The sequence below is a fragment of the Xanthomonas vesicatoria ATCC 35937 genome (assembly GCF_001908725.1).
Lineage (GTDB): Bacteria > Pseudomonadota > Gammaproteobacteria > Xanthomonadales > Xanthomonadaceae > Xanthomonas > Xanthomonas vesicatoria.
In genome coordinates, this window is sequence record NZ_CP018725.1 from 3,305,751 (window position 1) to 3,326,071 (window position 20,321).

The 20,321-nt window shown below is 64.7% G+C and carries 18 protein-coding genes and 1 pseudogene; 10 read left to right on the plus strand and 9 right to left on the minus strand.

The window, feature by feature from the left end; all coding sequences use genetic code 11:
* The first annotated feature begins 44 nt into the window (after nucleotides 1-44).
* Nucleotides 45-803, plus strand: coding sequence for an SDR family oxidoreductase (locus BJD12_RS14265; RefSeq protein ID WP_005989151.1), 759 nt, complete (start codon nucleotides 45-47; stop codon nucleotides 801-803).
* Nucleotides 804-1,017: 214 nt separating this feature from the next.
* Here the strand turns inward: BJD12_RS14265 and BJD12_RS14270 are convergent, their stop codons facing one another.
* From BJD12_RS14270 to BJD12_RS14280, 3 genes are all read right to left on the minus strand, one after another.
* A complete protein-coding gene (locus BJD12_RS14270; protein ID WP_005989152.1) occupies nucleotides 1,018-2,967 on the minus strand; it encodes a choice-of-anchor X domain-containing protein in 1,950 nt (649 codons plus the stop codon).
* Between the two features lie 273 nt (nucleotides 2,968-3,240).
* Complete coding sequence (locus BJD12_RS14275; RefSeq protein WP_005989153.1) at nucleotides 3,241-4,128, minus strand: methylenetetrahydrofolate reductase; 888 nt, start codon at nucleotides 4,126-4,128, stop codon at nucleotides 3,241-3,243.
* A gap of 99 nt (nucleotides 4,129-4,227) precedes the next feature.
* On the minus strand, nucleotides 4,228-5,133 hold the full coding sequence (locus BJD12_RS14280) for a LysR family transcriptional regulator (protein WP_005989154.1): 906 nt from the start codon (nucleotides 5,131-5,133) through the stop codon (nucleotides 4,228-4,230).
* 96 nt (nucleotides 5,134-5,229) lie between these two features.
* Between BJD12_RS14280 and msuE the strand changes: the two genes are divergently transcribed.
* The 3 genes from msuE to BJD12_RS14295 all read left to right on the plus strand — a co-directional run bounded on the left by msuE (nucleotide 5,230) and on the right by BJD12_RS14295 (nucleotide 8,036).
* Entirely contained in the window at nucleotides 5,230-5,823 is a 594-nt protein-coding gene (gene msuE, locus BJD12_RS14285) for an FMN reductase (protein WP_005989155.1), read from the plus strand.
* 169 nt (nucleotides 5,824-5,992) lie between these two features.
* Complete coding sequence (locus BJD12_RS14290) at nucleotides 5,993-6,976, plus strand: DUF1852 domain-containing protein (RefSeq protein ID WP_005989157.1); 984 nt, start codon at nucleotides 5,993-5,995, stop codon at nucleotides 6,974-6,976.
* 28 nt (nucleotides 6,977-7,004) lie between these two features.
* Entirely contained in the window at nucleotides 7,005-8,036 is a 1,032-nt protein-coding gene (locus BJD12_RS14295) for a methionine synthase (RefSeq protein WP_039421239.1), read from the plus strand.
* Nucleotides 8,037-8,097: 61 nt separating this feature from the next.
* On the opposite strand, the gene kdgT is transcribed toward BJD12_RS14295, so the two are convergent.
* Nucleotides 8,098-9,072, minus strand: a complete 975-nt coding sequence (gene kdgT, locus BJD12_RS14300; protein WP_005989159.1) for a 2-keto-3-deoxygluconate transporter — start codon at nucleotides 9,070-9,072, stop codon at nucleotides 8,098-8,100.
* A gap of 290 nt (nucleotides 9,073-9,362) precedes the next feature.
* On the opposite strand from kdgT, the gene BJD12_RS14310 reads away from it, so the two are divergent.
* The 3 genes from BJD12_RS14310 (at nucleotide 9,363) to BJD12_RS14320 (ending at nucleotide 12,031) form a co-directional block, all read left to right on the plus strand.
* Entirely contained in the window at nucleotides 9,363-9,956 is a 594-nt protein-coding gene (locus tag BJD12_RS14310; protein ID WP_201765696.1) for a TetR/AcrR family transcriptional regulator, read from the plus strand.
* A gap of 160 nt (nucleotides 9,957-10,116) precedes the next feature.
* Entirely contained in the window at nucleotides 10,117-10,971 is an 855-nt protein-coding gene (locus BJD12_RS14315) for an oxidoreductase (RefSeq protein WP_039421246.1), read from the plus strand.
* A gap of 58 nt (nucleotides 10,972-11,029) precedes the next feature.
* Entirely contained in the window at nucleotides 11,030-12,031 is a 1,002-nt protein-coding gene (locus tag BJD12_RS14320) for an NADP-dependent oxidoreductase (protein WP_058563218.1), read from the plus strand.
* A 568-nt stretch (nucleotides 12,032-12,599) separates the two neighbouring features.
* On the opposite strand, the gene BJD12_RS14325 is transcribed toward BJD12_RS14320, so the two are convergent.
* The gene (locus tag BJD12_RS14325; RefSeq protein WP_005995360.1) at nucleotides 12,600-13,583 is read right to left on the minus strand and encodes a quinone oxidoreductase family protein; all 984 of its coding nucleotides are present in this window, start codon (nucleotides 13,581-13,583) and stop codon (nucleotides 12,600-12,602) included.
* Nucleotides 13,584-13,851: 268 nt separating this feature from the next.
* Between BJD12_RS14325 and BJD12_RS14330 the strand changes: the two genes are divergently transcribed.
* Nucleotides 13,852-14,136, plus strand: coding sequence for a winged helix-turn-helix transcriptional regulator (locus BJD12_RS14330; protein WP_196769978.1), 285 nt, complete (start codon nucleotides 13,852-13,854; stop codon nucleotides 14,134-14,136).
* Nucleotides 14,137-14,468: 332 nt separating this feature from the next.
* Here the strand turns inward: BJD12_RS14330 and BJD12_RS14335 are convergent, their stop codons facing one another.
* Together BJD12_RS14335 and BJD12_RS14340 are read right to left on the minus strand one after the other, a co-directional pair.
* Nucleotides 14,469-15,920 (minus strand): OprO/OprP family phosphate-selective porin, encoded by a 1,452-nt coding sequence (locus tag BJD12_RS14335; protein WP_005995364.1) that lies wholly within the window; start codon nucleotides 15,918-15,920, stop codon nucleotides 14,469-14,471.
* A gap of 770 nt (nucleotides 15,921-16,690) precedes the next feature.
* Complete coding sequence (locus BJD12_RS14340) at nucleotides 16,691-17,581, minus strand: SDR family oxidoreductase (RefSeq protein ID WP_005995365.1); 891 nt, start codon at nucleotides 17,579-17,581, stop codon at nucleotides 16,691-16,693.
* Between the two features lie 135 nt (nucleotides 17,582-17,716).
* Here BJD12_RS14340 and BJD12_RS14345 point away from each other — a divergent pair, with 135 nt between their 5' ends.
* Complete coding sequence (locus tag BJD12_RS14345) at nucleotides 17,717-18,145, plus strand: winged helix-turn-helix transcriptional regulator (protein ID WP_042828357.1); 429 nt, start codon at nucleotides 17,717-17,719, stop codon at nucleotides 18,143-18,145.
* A gap of 97 nt (nucleotides 18,146-18,242) precedes the next feature.
* A pseudogene (locus BJD12_RS14350) lies at nucleotides 18,243-18,746 on the plus strand (methyl-accepting chemotaxis protein); the annotation flags it as partial.
* Nucleotides 18,747-18,867: 121 nt separating this feature from the next.
* Here BJD12_RS14350 and BJD12_RS14355 read toward each other — a convergent pair.
* Entirely contained in the window at nucleotides 18,868-19,251 is a 384-nt protein-coding gene (locus BJD12_RS14355) for a YfeK family protein (RefSeq protein WP_005995372.1), read from the minus strand.
* Nucleotides 19,252-19,337: 86 nt separating this feature from the next.
* Complete coding sequence (locus BJD12_RS14360) at nucleotides 19,338-20,171, minus strand: hypothetical protein (protein WP_005995374.1); 834 nt, start codon at nucleotides 20,169-20,171, stop codon at nucleotides 19,338-19,340.
* Nucleotides 20,172-20,321 lie beyond the last annotated feature (150 nt).

The following is a 20,321-nucleotide window of genomic DNA, read 5'->3' on the forward strand; positions in this document are numbered from 1 at the left end:
GGCAGCTTACGGTACACCCCTCGTCCTATCACCGAGGGTGCTTCATGCAAACCGTACTCATCACTGGCTGCTCGTCCGGCTTTGGTCTGGCAACCGCCCACTACTTCCTGGAGCGCGACTGGAACGTGGTCGCCCCCATGCGCGGCCCGCGCAAGGGTCTGCTTCCTGAGTCTTCCTGTTTGAAGGTGTTGCAGCTCGATGTCACGGATGCGGTCAGCATTCAAACCGCGATCCACGCTGCTGGTGCCATCGACGTTCTCGTCAACAACGCAGGCTTCGGTGCGCCCGCTCCGCTGGAGCTGGCAAGCCTGCAGTCGGTACGCGAGCTGTTCGAAACCAACACGTTCGGCACGCTTGCGGTGACGCAAGCAGTATTGCCGCAGATGCGTGCGCGCCGCGCCGGGGTCGTTGTCAACGTGTCATCGAGCGCAACGCTCAAACCCCTCCCACTGATCGGTGCCTACCGCGCTGCCAAGGCCGCGGTCAATGCGCTGAGCGAATCGTTGGCCGCCGAGCTGGAGGACTTCGGCATCCGCGTACGCGTCGTCTCGCCGGGCTCATGTGGGGAGACGGATTTCCGTGCCACCGCACGCACCGGTGTTCGCGGCATCGATGACGCCGTCTATGGAACTTTTATGCAGCAAACCCTGGCGCGAATGGGCGCATCGGCCGGCCCCGGGACGCAGTTGATCGATGTCGCGCAAGCCATCTGGCGCGCCGCCACCGACCCGGCTGCGCCGATGTTCATCCCCGCAGGCGCAGATGCAGAACGGTGGGCTGCCGAAGCGGCCTTGAGTGGCTAATAAACCGCTTGGAGTGTTTAACAGCCCTCTCGAACGCCGTACCGAAATCAAAAGGCGAGAGGTAGAGTCACCGCGTATCGATTGCCGGGCAGGCCTGGGTTTCCGCGCGACGCAGCTGCGGGTGAGAACACGCGTTATCGTCAAGTCGTGTCGTAATGCGGTGTGTCGGTAAGATGGCCGGCGCAGAGCCGGCCATTTCACCTCAAGCACGGCATCACCGCGCCGCGTTGGCGTTCATCACTGCATTGCGGTTGGCATCCAGATACTGCGCCGGGTCGCGCATGCCGGTGGTGTGGCATTGGCCGGTGGTGTGGCCGCGGTTGACGCCGCCCGGCAGCTGCGCATTGACCTGCTCCACGGTGCCGTCTTCCGGGTCGTTCAAGACCAGGTCGGATGCGGCGTTGCAGTAGTCGTTGGTGTACCAGTGGGTCTTGGCGAACGAGGTGGTGTAGTAGTTGACCTTGGCGCGTGCGTCGGCGGGAATGCCGGCCAGCCAGGCCTTGGCGCCGTCGTAGGTCATGTCCGAATTGGTGCCGCAGCCCACCCCGAACCACGAGCCCACCGCGGCCAGTACGCCGGACAGATTGGTGCCCTGGTATGGCGTCCCCACCGACTGCATCACGCGCCCGCCGCTGGCGTTATCCAGACCGCTCCAGTAGTACGCATACAGATGCAGTGCGGCCATGCCACCCTGGCTGTGCGCCACCGTGGAAAACGACGACCACTGGCTGGCGAACTGTGCGATGCGTTGCGCGAACTGGTCGTTGCTGCGGTTCTGTTTGGCATCCAGGAAGGTTGAGGCATTGGTGAACTGCGCCTGCGGCCACACCCCATTGGAGCAATAGCCGTGCACCAGTACCAGCTGCGAGCCAGTTGCCTGTGGTTGCGCCATCGCGGTGGCCAGCGTCGACGGGCGCGGCCCCATGCGCATGCTTTCGTCTATCGCCGCGCTGGAGCGCGCAATGCTGGCACGTCGCAACGCGGGCACCTGCAACGGCAGCGTGCCGGCCTGCGCCAGCGGGATGGAGTGGTCCGGGTCTTCGATACGCAGCCCGCGTAGCGTGAAAGGCGCACGCGCACCGGCACGCGCAATCCAGCGTTCGTCCAGGCTCAGCGGCAACTGCCCCTGCTGCGGCGTCAGCATGCCGCCGATCCATGCCACCGGCACGTCCTTGCCCTTGGCATCGGTGCCCCACACCTGGCCGAACACCCGATAGTGCGACGGTGCGTTGCCGCGTGCAGCGACCGGCACTGCGATGCTGAGCCGGGTTCCATCGGCAGCGCGCGCGCTGAGCGCATTGCCGAGCAATCGCAACGAGGTATCCAGCACCGGCAGCACATGCTCGCTGGTGCGCACGAACGCCTGCCCGGCCTGGTCGTGGCCATGCACGATCACCTGCGCGATCCACGTACCCTCACGCGTTGGCTGGAAGTTGCCGCCGTACACGCCGTCGCCGGCAGCGCCATCGTTGTGCGCACCATCGTCGGCCATCGGCAGGACGCGCACCGCGCCTTGCGGGTCGATCACGCGCAGGCTGGTGTCGTCGATCTGTCCGGCCTGGCCCGCAAGCAATGTGGCCCCGCGCGCATCGTTGCCGCTGAGCATGGCGTTGAGCGTGAGCGACTTGCCCACCAGCTGCTGGCGGTCGCGCGGATACGAGGCCAGCTGCGTGCGCGGATCGCCTTCCATCAGGACATAGCCGCGCTGCGCCACCGGCGATGCGGATTGCAGGGTCAGCGACCAATCGCCGCTCTGCGCCGACTCCACCGCGTAACGCATGCCGCTGGTGCCGTTTTCCGCGCTGCCCAGCAGGGTGCGCTGCGCTTGCATCTGGGGCGTGGCAGCGGCGCGTGCACCGGCAACGCGTGGTGCGCTTACCGCCGCATCCCACGCTTGCTCGCCCGCCAGCACCATGAAACGCAGGTGGCCGTTTTCCACCGGCAGCGTGCCTTGCCACCGCGCCGCAGTTCCTGCGGGGGTCAGTTCCACCGGCAGCAACGTACTCTTGGACAGGATCGCCGACTCGGCCGGATCGGGCGCGCGCATCTGCGCGAACTCCTCCGGTGGGCCGGCAAGCAATTTGGGCTGCAGCTCGGCCGCGGCCAGCGGCATGGACACGAGCGACAGGCTGCACATCAGCGATAACAACGACGGCTTGGGCATGGCGACATCTCTCCTTGGACGTTGCGGATGCAATGCCGCCGCGCATGGCAACGGCATCGGATGCAGCGCCCCCTCGCCGCGATTCGCCGATGGTTATACCTCGCACTTGTGACAGGGCTGCTGTGCGCTGCAACACCTCACGCACAGAAAAAAAGCCGACAGACGGGCAGTGCGCAGACTGTGGTCCAGGTCGTGGACAGGTCGATCATCCGCCCGTGTCTTGCTGGATCAACGCAAGGGTGTGGTCAATAGCGATCACGGAATGCGCGGGTGTCAGTCCAGCCCGGGGCGCGCGATGCGGGAGCGGTAGCGCTCCACCCACGCGACAGTCTGTGCGACACCGCCGAAGGGATAGAAGTGCAGGCTGACCGCTCCATGCGCTTCGGTGAGGCCAGTGGCCAGGCGATCCACAAAACGCTCCGGCCCGGTCGTCCCAAACAGCTTGCCGAGCGAAATGCCGTACTTGGACAGCATCGCTGTGCATGCACCCACACCGCAGCGTGCGGCATACCGTGCGAGCACCGCCACACCGGCAGGACCGGGTACGCCCATACGCACGGGATGTTGGATGCCATGCGCGCGCAGCGCTTGCAACCATGCCAGCACGATGTCGGCATCGAACGCGAATTGGGTGACGATCAGCGGCGCCATGCCGCGCCCGGCGATGCTGCGACACTTACGGTCCAGCACATCCCACTGATCGGTTGCATGCATGCTCGGATGTCCTTCCGGATGTCCGGCCACGGCGATGGTCTGGATGCCCGAACGCTCGAACACGCCTGTCTCGATCAGCGACAAGCTGTCCGGAAACGGCCCTGCCGGAACAGGCGGATCACCCGCGATCACCAGGCAGCGCGCAACGCCGGCCTCATCGACGGCGCGCCTGACGAAGGTGTGGAGCGCATCGCGCGAGCCGATGCGGCGCGCGGAAAGATGCGGCATGGGTTGAAAGCCGAGTGCGCGCACCCTCCGTGCTGCTTCCAGGCGCGCGTCGTCGTCCTGATTGGGCAGGTAGGGGATGGCAATGGTTGAGCCACGCAGCATTCCAGGCGCCGCTGCAGCCAGCCCGGCAATGTCATTTGCGCTGATCTCCAGCGAGTAATCCGCGGTGAGGGCGCTGGCGAGGCTGGACGTCTCCGGATCGATCAAAGGTTGCGCCATTATTTGGTGGTGATGGGGTGGGGGCGGTACGTCAGCGCTGATCGAGCCGAAAGGCAGGCATGGCACGCGTGCGCCTGGCGGGGGTATCCGGCAGTGGGCTCAGGATGTCGTGGCGGTGCTGGCGGCAGGCTGGCGCGCCAGTTCGATGAAGGCGCGCAGGTAGTCGATGGCGATATCGGCCTCGCGTGCGCCCAGGAAGATCTGCTTGGGGATGCCGCGCGCACCAAGCCGGACCGGCACCACGTCCATCCTGGCCGCATATTCTTCGACCAGCCAGCGCGGCATCGCGGCCACGCCGCGGCCACTGGCCACCATCTGCATCATGATGTCGGTGGTTTCGATCGCCTTGTGGCGCCGCGGCGTGACACCGGCTGGCAGCAGGAACTGGCTGTAGATATCCAGGCGATCGAGGTCCACCGGATAGCTGATGAGGACTTCGCGCGTCAGCTGCTGGGGCTTGACGTAGGCAACCGACGCCAGCGCGTGGCCCTTGGCCACTACCAGCACCTGCTCGTAATCGAACACCGGCTCGAACCGCAGCCCAGGCTTGTACAGCGGGTCGGGCGTAACCAGCAGATCGATCTCGTAGCCGAACAGTGCGCCGATACCGCCGAACTGGAACTTCTGCTTGACGTCCACATCCACATCCGGCCAGGTGGCCAGATAAGGCGCCACCAGCTTGAGCAGCCACTGGTAACAGGGATGGCACTCCATGCCGATGCGCAGCGCGCCGCGTTCGCCCTGCGCAAACTGTCCCAGCCGCTCTTCGGCCAGATCCAGTTGCGGCAGCACCCGGTTCGCAACCGCCAGCAGATACTGGCCGGCCTGGGTCAGGCGCAGGCTACGTCCTTCGCGCAACCAGACGTCGGTGCCCAGCTGCTGCTCCAGCTTCTTCATGCTGTGGCTCAGCGCCGACTGGGTCAGGTTCAGCACGCCGGCGGCAGCGGTTAGCGAGCCTTGCTGCTCGACCTGCTGGACGATGGTGAGATGGATCCGCTCAAGCATTCAGATGATCCGAATTCATGGATTGTTGAAATAACACCATTTTACTTCATCGAATGCGAGCCCTAGCATCAGGATTCGTCGTTCCAGGTGACCCGCATGACTGTCAACGTGCCACCCCCGCTCCGCGTCGTCGCGGTCTCCGGCGGGCTGCAACGTCCCTCCAAAGCCATCGCCCTGGCCGAGCATCTGCTGGCCTTGATCGCCGACGCAGTGCCATGCCAGCAGCATCTGGTGGAACTGGGGGCGTTGGCGCCGCAGTTCGCTGGCGCAGTCTGGCGCTCCCAGCTGCCCGCAGCGGTGGAGCAGGAGCTTGCAGCCGTGGAGCAAGCCGACGTGGTGGTGGTGACCACGCCGGTCTATCGCGGTTCCTTTACCGGGTTGTTCAAGCACTTCTTCGACTTCATCCATCAGGATGCCTTGATCGACACGCCAGTCCTGTTGGCGGCAACTGGCGGCAGCGAGCGCCATGCGTTGGTGATCGATCATCAACTGCGGCCGCTTTTCAGTTTCTTCCAGGCACGCACGTTGCCGCTGGGCGTCTACGCCACCGACCGCGACTTCCTGGACTACCGCGTGCACAACGATGCCCTGGCCGAGCGGGCCAGGCTGGCAGTGCAACGGGCACTGCCGCTGATCAGATTGACGCGGCAGGCTGGCGTCATCCCCACAGAAAACGTGGCCGCGGCCTGAGGGCCATCCGGCCAAACTGCCTGAGTGACTACCACGCTGCTTGCCGGGCAAAGAATCGATCGGCGATTGCTCGCCGCGCTTGGCGTCCCGGCTTCCATCCAGCAGACATCCAATCCTGCGCAGCGAAGTGCGCTCGTCTCTCATTTCGGAAACAAGGCGTCAGCTTGCAATGACTCAAGAATTCACCTTCAGCATCAAAAGCCAGCGGTTCGACGAAGACTACCGTCCCGCAGCCAATACGCGGAATACCACGAATTTCGCCAACCTGGCCAGGGGCCAGCGTCGGCAGGAAAATCTGCGTAACACGCTTGCAATGATCGACAACCGCTTCAACGACCTGGCGCATTGGGATAACCCCAAGCGCGACCGCTACGCTGTCGAACTGGACATCATCTCTGTCGAGATGGATATCGATGCGAGCGAAAACGGCGATGTATTTCCGTTGATCGAGATATTGAAGCCCAGCATCCTCGACAAGACGACCGGCGCGCGCATCGACGGCATTGCAGGGAACAATTTTTCCTCCTACGTGCGCGACTACGATTTCAGCGTGTTGCTGCCGGCGCACAACCAGGACGCATCCGGCTTCAGCATCCCGAATGATTTCGGCAGCCTGCATGGAAAGCTGTTCAAGCACTTCGTGGACTCGGACGCCTACACGGCGCGTTTCGCCAAGCCGCCGGTCATCTGCATCAGCGTCTCCAGCAGCAGGGTCTATCACCGAACCGGCAATCGGCACCCCGTCTTGGGCATCGAATACATGCAGGACGAATTTTCCCTGACCGATCGTTACTTCGAGAAGATGGGCCTGCAGGTGCGCTATTTCATGCCTCCCAACAGCGTCGCCCCGTTGGCGTTTTACTTCTTCGGCGACCTGCTCAACGACTACACCAATCTGGAGCTGATCGGCACCATCAGCACCATGGAAACGTTCCAGAAGATCTACCGGCCAGAAATCTACAACGCCAATTCCGCGGCCGGCGCTATCTATCAGCCGAGCCTGAAACATCAGGATTATTCGGCGACCCAGATCGTCTACGACCGGCAAGAGCGCAGCCAGCTCGCGGTGACGCAGGGGAAATTCACCGAGGAGCATTTCATCAGGCCCTACGGACGTCTTCTTGCGCAGTGGGCCTCCCGCCATGCGCCTTGATCAACCAGAACCCAAGACATCGCCCATCATGCACACGCTGCTCCCCACCTCCACCGCCGGTAGCCTGCCCAAGCCGTCCTGGCTCGCACAGCCGGAGAAACTATGGTCTCCCTGGAAGCTGCAGGACGCCGAACTGATCGAAGGCAAGCAGGACGCATTGCGCCTGTCGCTGCAGGAACAGCAGCACGCAGGTATCGATATCGTCAGCGACGGCGAACAGACCCGCCAGCATTTCGTCACCACCTTCATCGAACACCTCAGCGGCGTCGATTTCGAAAAGCGCGAGACCGTCAGGATCCGCAATCGCTATGACGCCAGCGTGCCGACCGTTGTTGGCGCGGTGAGCCGGCCCAAGCCGGTGTTCGTCGACGATGCAAAGTTCTTGCGCCAGCAAACCCGGCAGCCGATCAAATGGGCGTTGCCGGGTCCCATGACGATGATCGACACGCTCTTTGATGCGCATTACAAGAGCCGCGAAAAGCTGGCGTGGGAATTCGCCAAGCTTCTCAACCAGGAAGCCAAGGAGCTCGAAGCGGCCGGCGTGGATATCATCCAGTTCGACGAGCCGGCCTTCAACGTCTTCTTCGACGAGGTCAACGACTGGGGAGTTGCCACCCTCGAGCGGGCGATCGAAGGACTCAAGTGCGAGACCGCCGTCCACATCTGCTATGGCTACGGCATCAAGGCCAACACCGACTGGAAGCAGACCCTGGGGTCGGAGTGGCGCCAATACGAAGAGTCGTTCCCCAAGCTGCAGGCATCCAGCATCGACATTGTCTCGCTGGAGTGCCACAACTCGCACGTGCCGATCGATCTGATCGAACTTGTCCGCGGCAAGAAGGTGATGGTTGGAGCCATTGACGTGGCAAGCAATACGATCGAAACACCGCAGGAGGTGGCCGATACGCTGCGCAAGGCGCTGCGGTTTGTCGATGCCGACAAGCTCTACCCGTCCACCAACTGCGGGATGGCGCCGCTCGCCCGTGACGTCGCAAGAGGCAAGCTCAAAGCCCTCAGTGCAGGCGCAGCGATGATTCGTGCAGAACTGTCGGCGCGGTAGCGCGGCGCTGCTTGCGTCAATCCAGCGGCCGAAGGACTGGGGCGCCGCGCTTACCGGCACCTCAGCCCGGTGAGGGCGCCGCCGCCGCGCTACGTTGAAGCATGCGCCAATAGCAGGCGGTGAGCAGCGGCACCAGCAGCGCGGTGATGATCACCGCACCGGCCACCAACGCGGTGGCGGCCGGTGCGGCCGCTGCGAACTGCGGCGCCATCGCTGCGATCAATGCCGGTGTGGCCACCGCCGCACCTGCAGTGCTGGAGGCGGCCAGGCCTGCGGTGCCATTACCGCCGCCGATCAGGCGATCGGCCACGATCAGCGGCACACCGGTGATCACCACCACCGCCACACCCAGCAATACGCCATGCACGCCGGTGGTGGCGATCGTGGTCAGGTCCAGTGTGTTGCCGAGTGCGAAGCCAAAGAACGGCACCAGCGTGTGCGTGGCTTGCGCAAAGAACTGCCGTAGCTCTGCGTCCAGATTCCCAAGCGCAAGGCCTGCCAGCAACGGCAGCACGGCGCCGAGGAACAGGCGCGGCTCGAACGCGGCGGCACCGCTGGCGCCCAGGATCAGCATGGTGACCAACGGACCGGATTCCAGTGACATCAGCACCACCGCGCCGGCTTCTTCGCGGCTGCCGTATTGCTGCATCAACGCCGCAAACAAGCCGCCGTTGGTCATGTCCATGGCCGCCACCAAGGCCAGCACCGATACTCCTGCCAGCGGACCGCTGGACAGGCCGCCGGGCGGCAGCACCGAGCGACCCAGCACCGCCACCAACCATGCCACGCCGATCTTGGTCAGCACCAGCGTGCCGGACTTGCGCAGTACCTGACCGGTGGCACGCAACTGGATGGTCGCGCCCATGCAAAAGAACCACACCGCCAGAATCGGGATGGTGCCGCTGATCAAGCCGTTGCTGAAGCTTCCCAAGGTGGTGCCGGCAGTCGGCCACAGCGTGTGGCACAGCGCACCCAGTAGCAGCGGGACCAGCATCAGGCCGCCAGGCAGGCGCTCGAGCGTGGCTTTGATGCGCATACAACACCTCGGGAATGAGCGGCCATGCGCACATGCGTGCTGGATACGTGCGGCAATCGACCATTACCGCAGCATGCGGCGTCACCCGGCAGGGGGCCCGCGCCCGACGCGAACCGCTGCGGCCGCGTGCGAACAAGGTGGATGCCTGCCTGCCGACACGCCCGCCCGGCGATTGTCGCAGCGCCGCGGGTTTCTGAAAGCGGGCGGTGCCCGGCGCTACACCTCTACCGCTCGTCGGACAGCAGTCGGGGCGGCTTCCATCGCTGCGGATCTTATGTATGATGACCGTCATGAAAAAGACCTCGCCACGCTCCCGCGCATCGTCATGCCGCAAGGCCGACAGCCATGCCCGCATCGTCGAAGTCGCTGCGCGTGCGATCCGGCGCACCGGCTACGACGGCACTGGCGTGGCCGACATCATGAAAGAGGCCGGGCTGACCCACGGTGGCTTCTACGCGCACTTCGCATCGCGCGATGCATTGCTGGCCGAGGCCGCCGACCATGCCGGCGCGCAGACGGTCGCCGCCTCCGCGCAGATCGTGGCTGCCGCGCCGCCGGAGCAGGCGGCGCAGGCGCTGATGCGGGCGTATCTGTCCGATGGGCACGTCAATAACGCCGAATCCGGTTGTCCGATCGCCGCGCTGGGATCGGAGATGCCGCGTCAGGCACCGGAAGTGCGCCAGGCGGCAACGCGTCGGATCAAGGAAATGATCGACCTGGCTGCCCGCCAGTCACCGGACTGGGGAACGCCGCAGGCGCATGCACGGGCGCTGGTGACGGTCTGCGCCATGGCCGGCACCTTGATGCTGGCGCGCGCCGTGGACGACCCCGCCCTGTCGGCCGCGATGCGCAAGGCGGCACTCGACCACTTCGACGCAGCCTGAGCAAAACGCTCGGATTGAGTGCTGTCCAAAAATATGATGTACGTAATATTTTAGATGTGCAGATTGCAGTCCGCCGCAGCCGCGGCTCCTCACCACCACCGCGTGCGACGGCAGCACCTCACTGGCTTGCCGGCACCCATCACCCGAGAAAGAGGCACCTATGAACAGCAAGATCGCGCTCGTGACCGGAGCCTCCTCCGGCATCGGCGAAGCCACCGCCGCCCACCTGGCCAAGGCCGGCTATACCGTCTACGGCACCAGCCGCCGTGGTGGCCGCTCCAGTACGCCCGGCGTGCAGATGTTGTCGCTGGACGTCACCAACGACGCGTCGGTGGCCGCTGCGATCGACGCCTTGCTGCGCAAGGAGGGCCGTCTGGACCTGTTGGTCAACAATGCCGGCTTCAGCGTCGCGCCCGCCGCTGCGGAAGAAAGCTCCATCGCGCAGGCGCAGTCGGTGTTCGACACCAATTTCTTCGGCACCGTGCGCATGACCAATGCGGTGATCGGCCAGATGCGCAAGCAAGGCGGTGGACGCATCCTCAACATCGGGTCGGTGCTGGGGCTGGTGCCGATTCCGTACACGGCGCTGTATGTGGCCAGCAAGCATGCGATCGAGGGATATAGCGAATCGCTGGACCACGAACTGCGCGATTGGGGCATCCGGGTCTCGGTGATCGAGCCGGCGTATACCAGGACACCGTTCGATGCCAATTCGCTGCAGCCGGACGTACCGTTGGAGATCTACCGTGACATACGCGCGCATCTGGCCGCACACGTGGCTGAGGTGATGCAGAAGGCCGATACGCCGAGCGTTGTAGCCGAGGTCGTAGTGAAGGCAGCGCAGGACCCACACCCGAAGGCGCGCTACACCGCCGGCAAGGTCGCCAGGCAGATGAGCCTGCTGCGCCGCCTGTTGCCCAACCGCATGCTCGGCAATGCGTTGCGCAAGGAACTCAAGCTGGATCGGGTCGCGTCGCCAGCCGGCGGCTCGGCCGCTGCCGGCGCACGCACATGATGCGCAGGATCGATCGCGCCGGTGCCAAGATGGGCGCACGCATCTGTGGGGGACATGCATGAAAGCCGTCATTGTCGACCAATACAAGAAACATGGCCCGGTGCGAATCGGCGACATGCCGATGCCGCAGCTGCGCCCCAACGATGTGTTGATCAAGGTCAGTGCCGCCAGTCTTAATCCGCTGGATACCAAGCTGCGCGATGGCGAATTCAAACTGCTGCTGCCGTTCAAGACCCCGTTCGTGCTGGGTAACGATGTGGCCGGCGTGGTCACGCAGGTCGGCACGGCGGTACGCGATATCGCGGTCGGCGATGCGGTATTCGCCAAGATCGAGCCGGGCCGCATCGGCACCCTGGCCGAGTACGTGGCCATCGATGCGGCGGTGGTCGCGCCCAAACCTGCCAGCCTGAGCATGGAACAAGCCGCAGCGTTTCCGCTGGTCGGTCTGACCGCCTGGCAGGCGCTGGTGGAAACCGCCGCGCTCAAACCGGGGCAGAAGGTGTTGATCCATGCCGGTTCCGGAGGTGTGGGTACCATCGCGATCCAGCTGGCCAAGCAGTTGGGAGCGTATGTGGCCGCCACCACCAGTACCGCCAATGTGGCGTTGGTCAGGTCGTTGGGCGCCGATCTGGTGATCGACTACAAGCAGCAGGATTTCCAGGCGCTGGTGCGCGACTACGATGTGGTGCTGCACAGCCTGGATACGCCAACGCTGCTCAAGTCGCTGCAGCTGCTCAGGCCCGGCGGCGCATTGATTTCGCTGTCCGGCCCGCCGACGCCGGCATTTGCGCAGCAGCTTGATCTGGCGCTTCCGCTCAGGCTGGTGATGCGTCTGCTCAGCCGCAAGGTGCGTGCGCAGGCCAGGCAGCGCCAGGTGTCCTACACGTTCCTGTTCATGCGCGGAGATGGCGCACAGCTGCGCATGTTGGCGGGATTGCTCGACAGCGGTGCGCTTCGCCCGGTGATCGACTCGGTGTATCCGCTTGGGCGCGTGCAAGAAGCGCTTGCGCATGTGGACAGCGGTCGCGTCAAAGGCAAGGTCGTGGTCACCTTGGCGTAGTGGCGGGTCCTGCGGCGCTGCATTGGCGGCAGCGTTATGGACGTGTGTCGGCAAATATGACGACGTCGAGATCAACATCAACATCAACATCAGCAACGGCGTGGGCATCGGTCCACGCCGTTTGCGTTTGCGCTGCACGCGCGCCGTACCTGCGTGTTGCGGCTGGGTCGCCAAGCGAGCCGCGCTTGCCGCCTAGGCCCGAAGGCCGTCGTTTCCTGCTATCTGCGGGGCAAAAATCGCCGATGCACAGGTAGCGGCGCCGAGTTGCGTTCGGGATACCCGGCAGCCACGCAATGACCCAGTACATGCCGCGGCCAATCGCACGGTGCGGCACGGACGACGCGTGTCTCGCGCAATGCGCAACGCCCGCAGCAACCGCCATCTGACGGTTGCTGCGGGCGTCATGTAGTGCAAGCAGCCGTGCGGCAGTGCTGCCACCCATGCCTCACATGCATCCAGTCCCGCGAAGACGTTGAAGCCCAGCGGTAGCTTTTGCTCTGCATCCTGTTGCGTAACGACCGCCGGCGCAGACCGCACCCGGTGGCCGGGGCGGTCGTCCTGTTCGCGTCTACTCTGCCCAGGGTTGCAGCACCACCTTGCCCGTGGTCTGACGACTCTCCAGCAGGCGATGCGCTTCGGCGGCCTGCGACAGCGGCAGTACGGTGCCGATCTGCAGCGCGAGTTTGCCGCCCATGATGAAGCCCATGATCTCGCCCAGCGTGGATTGCATGAGCTCCGGAAGCGCCATGTAGCCGCCGATATAGAAGCTGGTGACGGTGTGGTTCTTCAGCGTGAGTTGCCAGGGGTCCAACAGCGTGTTTTCACCGCTGGACTGGCCCAGGAACACCATGCGGCCGAACGGGGCCAACGCGCGCAACGCTTCGGTCACGCTAGCGCCACCGGCGCTTTCCAGGATGACATCCACACCGCGGCCGTCGGTGAGCGCCAGCACCTGGTCGGCCCAGCCTGGCGCTGTGTAATCCACCGACGCATCGGCGCCTAGCCGCTCTGCCAGTGCGCGTTTTTCCGGGGTGCTGGCTGCGGCAATCACCTTGCCGGCGCCGTAGAGCTTTGCGAGTTGCACGGCAAACGAGCCTACCCCGCCTGCGGCCGCTTCGATCAAGACGGTTTCGCCAGGTTGCAGGCGCGCGGCATGACGCAACGCCAGCCCCGCGGTCGTCCCATGCGCAACCACGGCGGCCGCCTGCACGGCGCTCACGCCGGGCGGCAATGGGATCACCATGGCAGCAGGCAGGGCGATGTATTGCGCGTAGCCACCCACGCCGGGCGTGGCCAGTACCGGCGTGCCGACCGCCAGGTGAGTCACGCCGGTGCCGACAGCGGCAACGGTGCCGGCCACTTCCAAGCCCAGCGTGTAAGGCGTCGGCGATGCTTCGATGTAGTCGCCGCGTCGGCGCATGACATCGGCGAAGTTGAGCCCCACCGCTTCGATCTTGATCAACACTTCACCGTCGCCGGCGCGTGGGTCGGCGACCTCTTCATAGGTCAGGACATCGGTACCGCCATGCTGGTGAAAACGTACTGCTTTCATGATGCTTTGCTCGGTTGAGAAAGGATGGCCACCGATGGCCGGAGCGGCTGCCCGGAGCGGGCTGCGGTCTCCATGCGCGCTGCAAAAAAGCTGCCGCGCTCGCTGGCCTGGCAATGGTATACTCAGTAAACCTAGTGTCAATCAGGCACTTAAATGCAACTAGGTATCTCGGGAGACACTTGAAATGAACACTGCTGCGCAACCGGCCTTCAGACAGGACTGCAAAGGGCGCCTGCTACTGGAGCAAGTCGCCGACAAATGGTCGATCATGGTGCTGCTGTGCCTGCTCGCCACGCCAATGCGCTTCAACGCGATCAAACGCAATCTGGAAGGCGTCACGCAGAAAGCGCTGACACAATGCCTGCGCCGGTTAGAGCGCAACGGCATTATTTCGCGCACCGTGATCGTGCGATCGCCGATCGCGGTGGAATATGCAATCACGCCATTGGGCTTGAGTTTGAAAGAACCCATCCAGCTGTTATGCGCCTGGACGGTGCAATACCAGGATGTCATCGAGCTGGCGCAGCAGGAATTCGACCGCAACGCGGCATGAAGGTGGGTGTTGCGACGACTCTCCGACTCGCTGTGCAGCACACACGGCATCGCTCTGACGGCACTGCTTCGCACGCTACGGTGGGCGATTGGCGTCTTGCGGAGCGATGCCGTGGGTAGAGGCCATGCCGCGAGCTGGGGACCACGCAGTTGCGTTGCGGGAGCTGCGCGTCAGCCCCTTCGTAGTGCCACCCAACGACGTGACAGCGCTTCGGCGCGACCACGTAATCCGCATAAAAAATACGCAGGCCTGAAACAGCGCCTGCGCATCGTGGACAACGTCGCGACGTGATCGGCAAGCCGCCTGCACGTCGCCAGCGCTAGTGCAGTGACTCAGTAATTGACCTGCAACTGCAGGCGCAGCAGATCGCCTTCCACCACCGGATACGGCGCGGTGGTGACGTCGGTGCGCTTCATCTTCGAATACGCGAACACCAGTTCCAGCGCATCCATCGGCTGCCATTCGACACCGGCTTCCACTTCGTCCAGGCGCATGCGCGGCGCATTGGTGTCGAACTTGGAGCCGCCGCGGTAGGTCTGCCATTTCAGGTACGGCAGCAGCGTGCCGTAATTGAAGTCGTGCTTGAACATCGCCTGCACATAACCGCCGCTCAGCGAGCGCGTACGGATACGGCGCTGCGCCACATCCAGCTCCGGGCCGCGACCCACCGTCCACTCGGCCTGCAAGCCGAACGGCTGCGGGTAGTAAATGACGTGCGCGGCCACGCGCTGGTCGGTATAGCCGTTGGGGTCGGTGATGGCCGGGGTGAAACTGCGGCCGCCGATATTCACCGCCGCAGCGGTCGGCACGAAGCGCCCGCTATACGCATCGGCGCCCACTTCTAGGTACTGCCCGTTGGCGAACTTGAACGGGTAGGTGGCATGCACCACCGCATGCATGCTGTCGTTACGCTCGGCGCGATTGGCGCCCTGGCCGTTGTACACGCCCGCGCCCAATACACCGTAATCGCCCGAGCCCTTCAGGCCGGATTTGACCAGATCCTGGAAGCGGCCCTTGGCCACGGTGGGGCTGTAGTAGAACACCGCGCCGATATCGCGTTCGTCGCGCAGGCCGGAGTTGAGCGCATCGGCACGGTCCAGGGTGAGGCGGTTCTGGCTGGACTGCAGGTTTTCCCAGCCGTACGGCATTTTCGACTGGCCCACACGCACGCGGTACTCGCGCTTCTTGTCGAAGTAGATGTCGGCGTACGCATCGCGCAGCTGCGCGAAGTTGGAGGTGGTGGAGCCGGTGGGCGTGCTCGCAAAATCCGGCTGGAAATACAGCGACACGTGCTCGTTGAGATCGCCGCTGAGCACCAGGCGTGCACGCCGGATACCCAGGCTCTGGTCGTTGCCGATAAAGCGTTCGCCCGGCGCGCGCAGGTCCTGCGCATCGCCACCGATGCCCTGGTTGTAGCGAATCTGGGTGTAGCCGCGCAGGCTGAGCTTGTCGTACCACTTCTTGCCGGCATCGCTGGCCTTGGCCGGTGCGGCGGCCGGCACCGGGGCAGGGGCGGCCTGTGCGATGCCGGTGTCGGCAGGCACGGGTGCGCCAGGCGCCGGTGGCAGCGTCTGTGCCGGTGCGGCAGGCATCGCCGAGGCGGGCACCTTGCCGTTTTCGTCCACCTGCACGAAGGTGCCCAGCTTGTCGCGCCCGGGTGCCGGCTCGGCAAAGATCTGCTTGGTCTTGCGGTCGACGTACAACTCCAGCTCGGCGGCCAGCGTGCTGCCGCTGGCGGTCGCGCTGAGGGCGCACAGGACGGTGGCGAGATTGCGTTTTTTCATGGACACGGCTCGGCAAGGGAAACTGGGTGGCGGTGGCGTGGCCAGTGGGGGCGCCCTCGCAGGGGCGCGTGCGGCCAGGCGCCGGGCACCGTCATGGCGCTCCGCACGGCTGCCGTAGCAGCAATGGGGTGCAGTTATATTTAGGTTTGATGTCAGTTTGGTGACATCCGGGCTGGCATCCGACCGACGACTATGTCAACGGCGTGTCCGGCAGATGTCAGTCTGGCGACGGGCGCTGTGGCAAGAAGCGGCGCGACCCTGCCACGGCTGAAGCCCGGACGCCATGCCGTCTCTACCGCTCCTGGCGTGGCGAAGCTGCCTGCGCAGGCGTTGCCTTTGGGCGACACGTCTGGCACGCACGGTTCGAACAGTCGGCCGGGTTGAGGAATGCGCTCTTCGAGCCTGTTTGACGACGCCTCGCCAGCAGACCGCCAGATTGCCGGGGCCGCGTCGCGGTCTATCCTTTGGCTGAAATCACCGGCACTTATTGCCGCCGGAAGGTCATCGCGCCGCTTGCAAAGGCATGCCTGCGGGTGACCAAGCAGCCGATTGCCGCGCTGAAAAGTGCAGGGCAACCATCGAGAGGCCCTACAAGGCGATGCCAAGCCCGGCCGGCACTACGACCTTGCCCAGCCAGTCCTCGCCGAGCACGTCATCTGCACCGCGCTGTACAGGCCAAAAAAAAAACGCCACACCCTGCGGGCATGGCGTTGCATCTCTTCGCCGCCGGCCGCCACACAGCATCGCTGCGTCTCGCGGCCGGCCCTGGCTCAAGCGGCCGGCTGTGCCGCCGCCAGCGCCGCCGCCACGGTATCGCGCCATGGCGTGGTGGGGCGCCCGATCAAACGGCTCAGGGTGTGGCTGTCGTCGAACAGGCTGCCGCCGCGCGAGGACGCCGAGCACTGCGCCAGCACCTGCGCAAACCCGGCAGGCACGCCCACCTGCACCAACGCCGCGGCGTAGTCGGCTTCCGGCAGGTCGTGATACGCCACCGGCTTGCCCGCCAGCTGCGATAGCTCGGCTGCGTACTCGGCCATCGTGAAGGCGGTATCGCCGGCCAGCTCATGGACCTGGCCGGCTTGCGGTGCATCAGACGCCAGCACCGTCGCTGCGGCCGCTGCATAGTCGGCACGGGTGGCGGCGCTGATCTTGCCCTCGCCCGAGCTGCCCATCACCCCGCCGTGTGTCACTTCGGCCGCGATCGAGCCGGTGTAGTTTTCGGTGTACCAGCCGTTGCGCAGCAGCACATGCGGTACGCCGCTTTCGCGCAGCAGCGCCTCGGTGGCCACATGTTCCTCTGCCAGCGACAGCGTGCTGGTATCGGCACGCAGGATGCTGGTATAGGCGAGCAACTCCACGCCGGCACGCTTGGCCGCGTCGATCACATTGCGGTGCTGCTCCACGCGCGCACCCACCGCGTTGGACGACACCAGCAACACCCGGCCGACGCCCGCAAACGCCAGGTCCAGGCTGCGCGGGTCGGCGTAGTCGGCCTGACGCACCGTGATGTCGCGTTTTGCGAACTCGGCAAGTGACGCAGTGTTGCGGGCCGTTGCTACGATGCGACTGGCAGGCACATGGTTCAGCAGTGCGTCGACGACCAGCGCGCCCAGCTGGCCGCTGGCGCCGGTGACAAGAATCAGGGGGGAGGCGTGTGCCATGGTGTGCTCCAATAGGTTTAGAGAAGAGGTTTGGTCTAGTATCTAGACCTTGTGGTCAGCGAGCCTATTGTCAGGACCGCTCGGTCCTTCGCAAGGAGGCAGTTTTATTCCCCCTGGTTACTGCGAGATACCCCCGTGAATGCGATTGCCTTGTTCCCACCGCCGCCCTCCCTGGAAGGCCCCTTCGACGCCACCAAGTGCCCCGTGCGCGATGTGCTCGATCAGATCGGCGACAAGTGGACCTTGCTGATCCTGTTGACGCTGATCCCTGGCCCGTCCCGCTTCAGTGCCATCCAGCGCGCCGTGCCGGACATCTCCAAGCGGATGCTGACCCAGACGCTGCGCAACCTCGAGCGCAACGGCATGATCACGCGCAAGGTCTACGCCACCAAGCCGCCCAGCGTGGAATACGCCCTGTCCAAGCTCGGTGTCGCCCTGCTCGGCCCGGTCTCGCAACTGCTCAACTGGGCAGGCGAAAACCACGCGGGCATTCGCGCCGCGCGCGAGCGGTTCGATCGCGCACAGACTGCCGGCCTGATGGGAGCCAACGACCCTATCGCCTGAGGCGGCGCAGCGCTGCTGCCGGCCGAGGTGTCCACTCGCGCAGGCGAGCGCTCCAGCACGCGTCGTATCGCGTCGATACGTTCGTGAAAGCATGCTCACAAAGATGCGCAGTCTCAACGCCGCCGTGGAAGCGGCGCGCGCAGGCGATGAAGGCCGCGGATTTGCAGTGGTGGCCAGCGAGGTACGCGCGCTCGCACTACGCTCGTCCACCGCGGCCAGTCAGATCAAGGTGCTGATCAGCGAATCGGTGGCGCATGTCGACTTAGGCGTGCAGCAGGTGCGCAGTGCGGGCGAGGGCATGCAGCGCATCGTGGGCACCATCGGTCAAGTCAGCGCCACCCTCAGCGAGATTGCCGCCGCCTCCGAGCAGGAGGCCGGCAGCATCGGGCAGGTGCACCAGACCCTGCGCCGCGTGGACGCCGACATGCGCGACGGCGTGGCACGCATGCAGGAGGCCAGTACCGCCGCACGTGCCATGGGCGACCATGCTGCCCAGCTGGATGATGTGGTCAGCCGGTTTACGGATGCCGCTGCGCCCATCCTGGGTGGCGGCACGCCCGCACCAGCTAACGGCCCGGCCGGGATGCGCAGCGCCGCGTGAGCCGCGTGGCTGCGGCGCACAGCCAGTGCGATATCGCCGGAGCAGGCCGCCTAGGCGTCAGGAACAACACCAGCCAATACGCGCGCGCTTGGCAGGATCCGGAAGCGCAGCATGCACGGGCTTAGTGACCCATTGCACCGGCAGCCGGCGCGTTGCGTAACGCCCGCAGCTTGTCGGTGAACCACGTCTGGCTGGCCACCGGCGCGGCCTGGCCGCATCGCACCGCATACGGTGTGCCGGACATGCTGCTCTTGGTCGCGGCCAGTGCAATGAAGGACTCGGTCGAGGTCACCAGCCCCTTCTTCTGCAGGTATGCGTACTTGCGTTGCAGATGCGCGCTGGCCTCGGGCGCGTCATGCCAGGATCCGTTGCGCGAGAACTCGCAGTTGGACTGCTCCAGTGCGGTGAACAACTGGGTGATCTCCCGCGAGGTCGTCGCAGAAACACCTTGTGCGCACACGTTGCCGCAGGTCAGCAAAAGAAGAAACAGAAAACGGGAGGTCATGGCTCTGATTGTCGGTTGTGTGGATGGAGCGGTGCGCTGTCAGCGACGCGGCGAGGCGCGCGCGGACGTGCGTGCCATGCGCGGCGCTAGGGCGTAGCGTCCGACGACGATACGGAGGAATGCATCGGTTCGGGCATGCTGGATGGGTAGCGCAACAGTTCGGTGCCCACATGATAATTGCCGTAGTACTCACCTCGCCGCAACCCGGGATTGCCGGCGAAATCGATATACGGTGCGGCACAGTGCGGGCAGCGGAACGGGTGCATGTAGCGAAAGCCCGAGCCATCCGGTGCGCTGGGAAGCATGGCCTCCAGCGCCGCCAGTTGCGCCGGATCCGGATCGGACAAGGCCGCAGGGCTGCTGGCAATGCGGTCATCGACGGTCAGCGTGTACTTGCCGGATTCGGAATAGAAATATCCGGCATTGCTGAAGCCTGAATGGTAAGAATGCACCAGGAACGATGCAGCGCACCGGTCGCAGATACAGGACAGCATCACGTTGCTGCCCGTCACCAAACCACTGAAGTGCAGCCCTCGGGCAAACAGGCCCTTACCGTGAAGCGCGGCGTTCTGGATGCTGGCGCCGGGCAGGAAAAACGGCTGGAACCTGACCCCGACCACCGTCCCGGCCTCGAACGCACCTGGCTCCATGTGCTCCTCAGCGGAGATCACACAATCTGCCTGGCATCCCAGATTGGGATGCACCCGGATCGAGAAATGGAACCATCCCGAGAGCGTCCCGAGCGCATGGGTCTGGCTTTGCCCGCTCGCATCGACAAAGCGCAGCACGCTGTGCTCGCTCACTCGCATCTTGGGCGTCACCTCACACGGCAGCTGGTCCTGCGCAATGCGGCAGAACTCGCGTCCATTGAGCTGCGCGCTCAACAGTGGAGCGGGCGTTTTCTTGAGAAAATCGAACATGCGTCCTTGCCTCGTGGATGAAGCAGCTGCTTCCGAGTGACAAGTCTACGCTCTCGCGCAGCGCTGCTGTCTTGCTGGACGCCCAACACGGCTGCGCACGCGCTGCCGTCCACGGCATGGTACGGCGGGCCCTCGAAGCGATGACGGCGA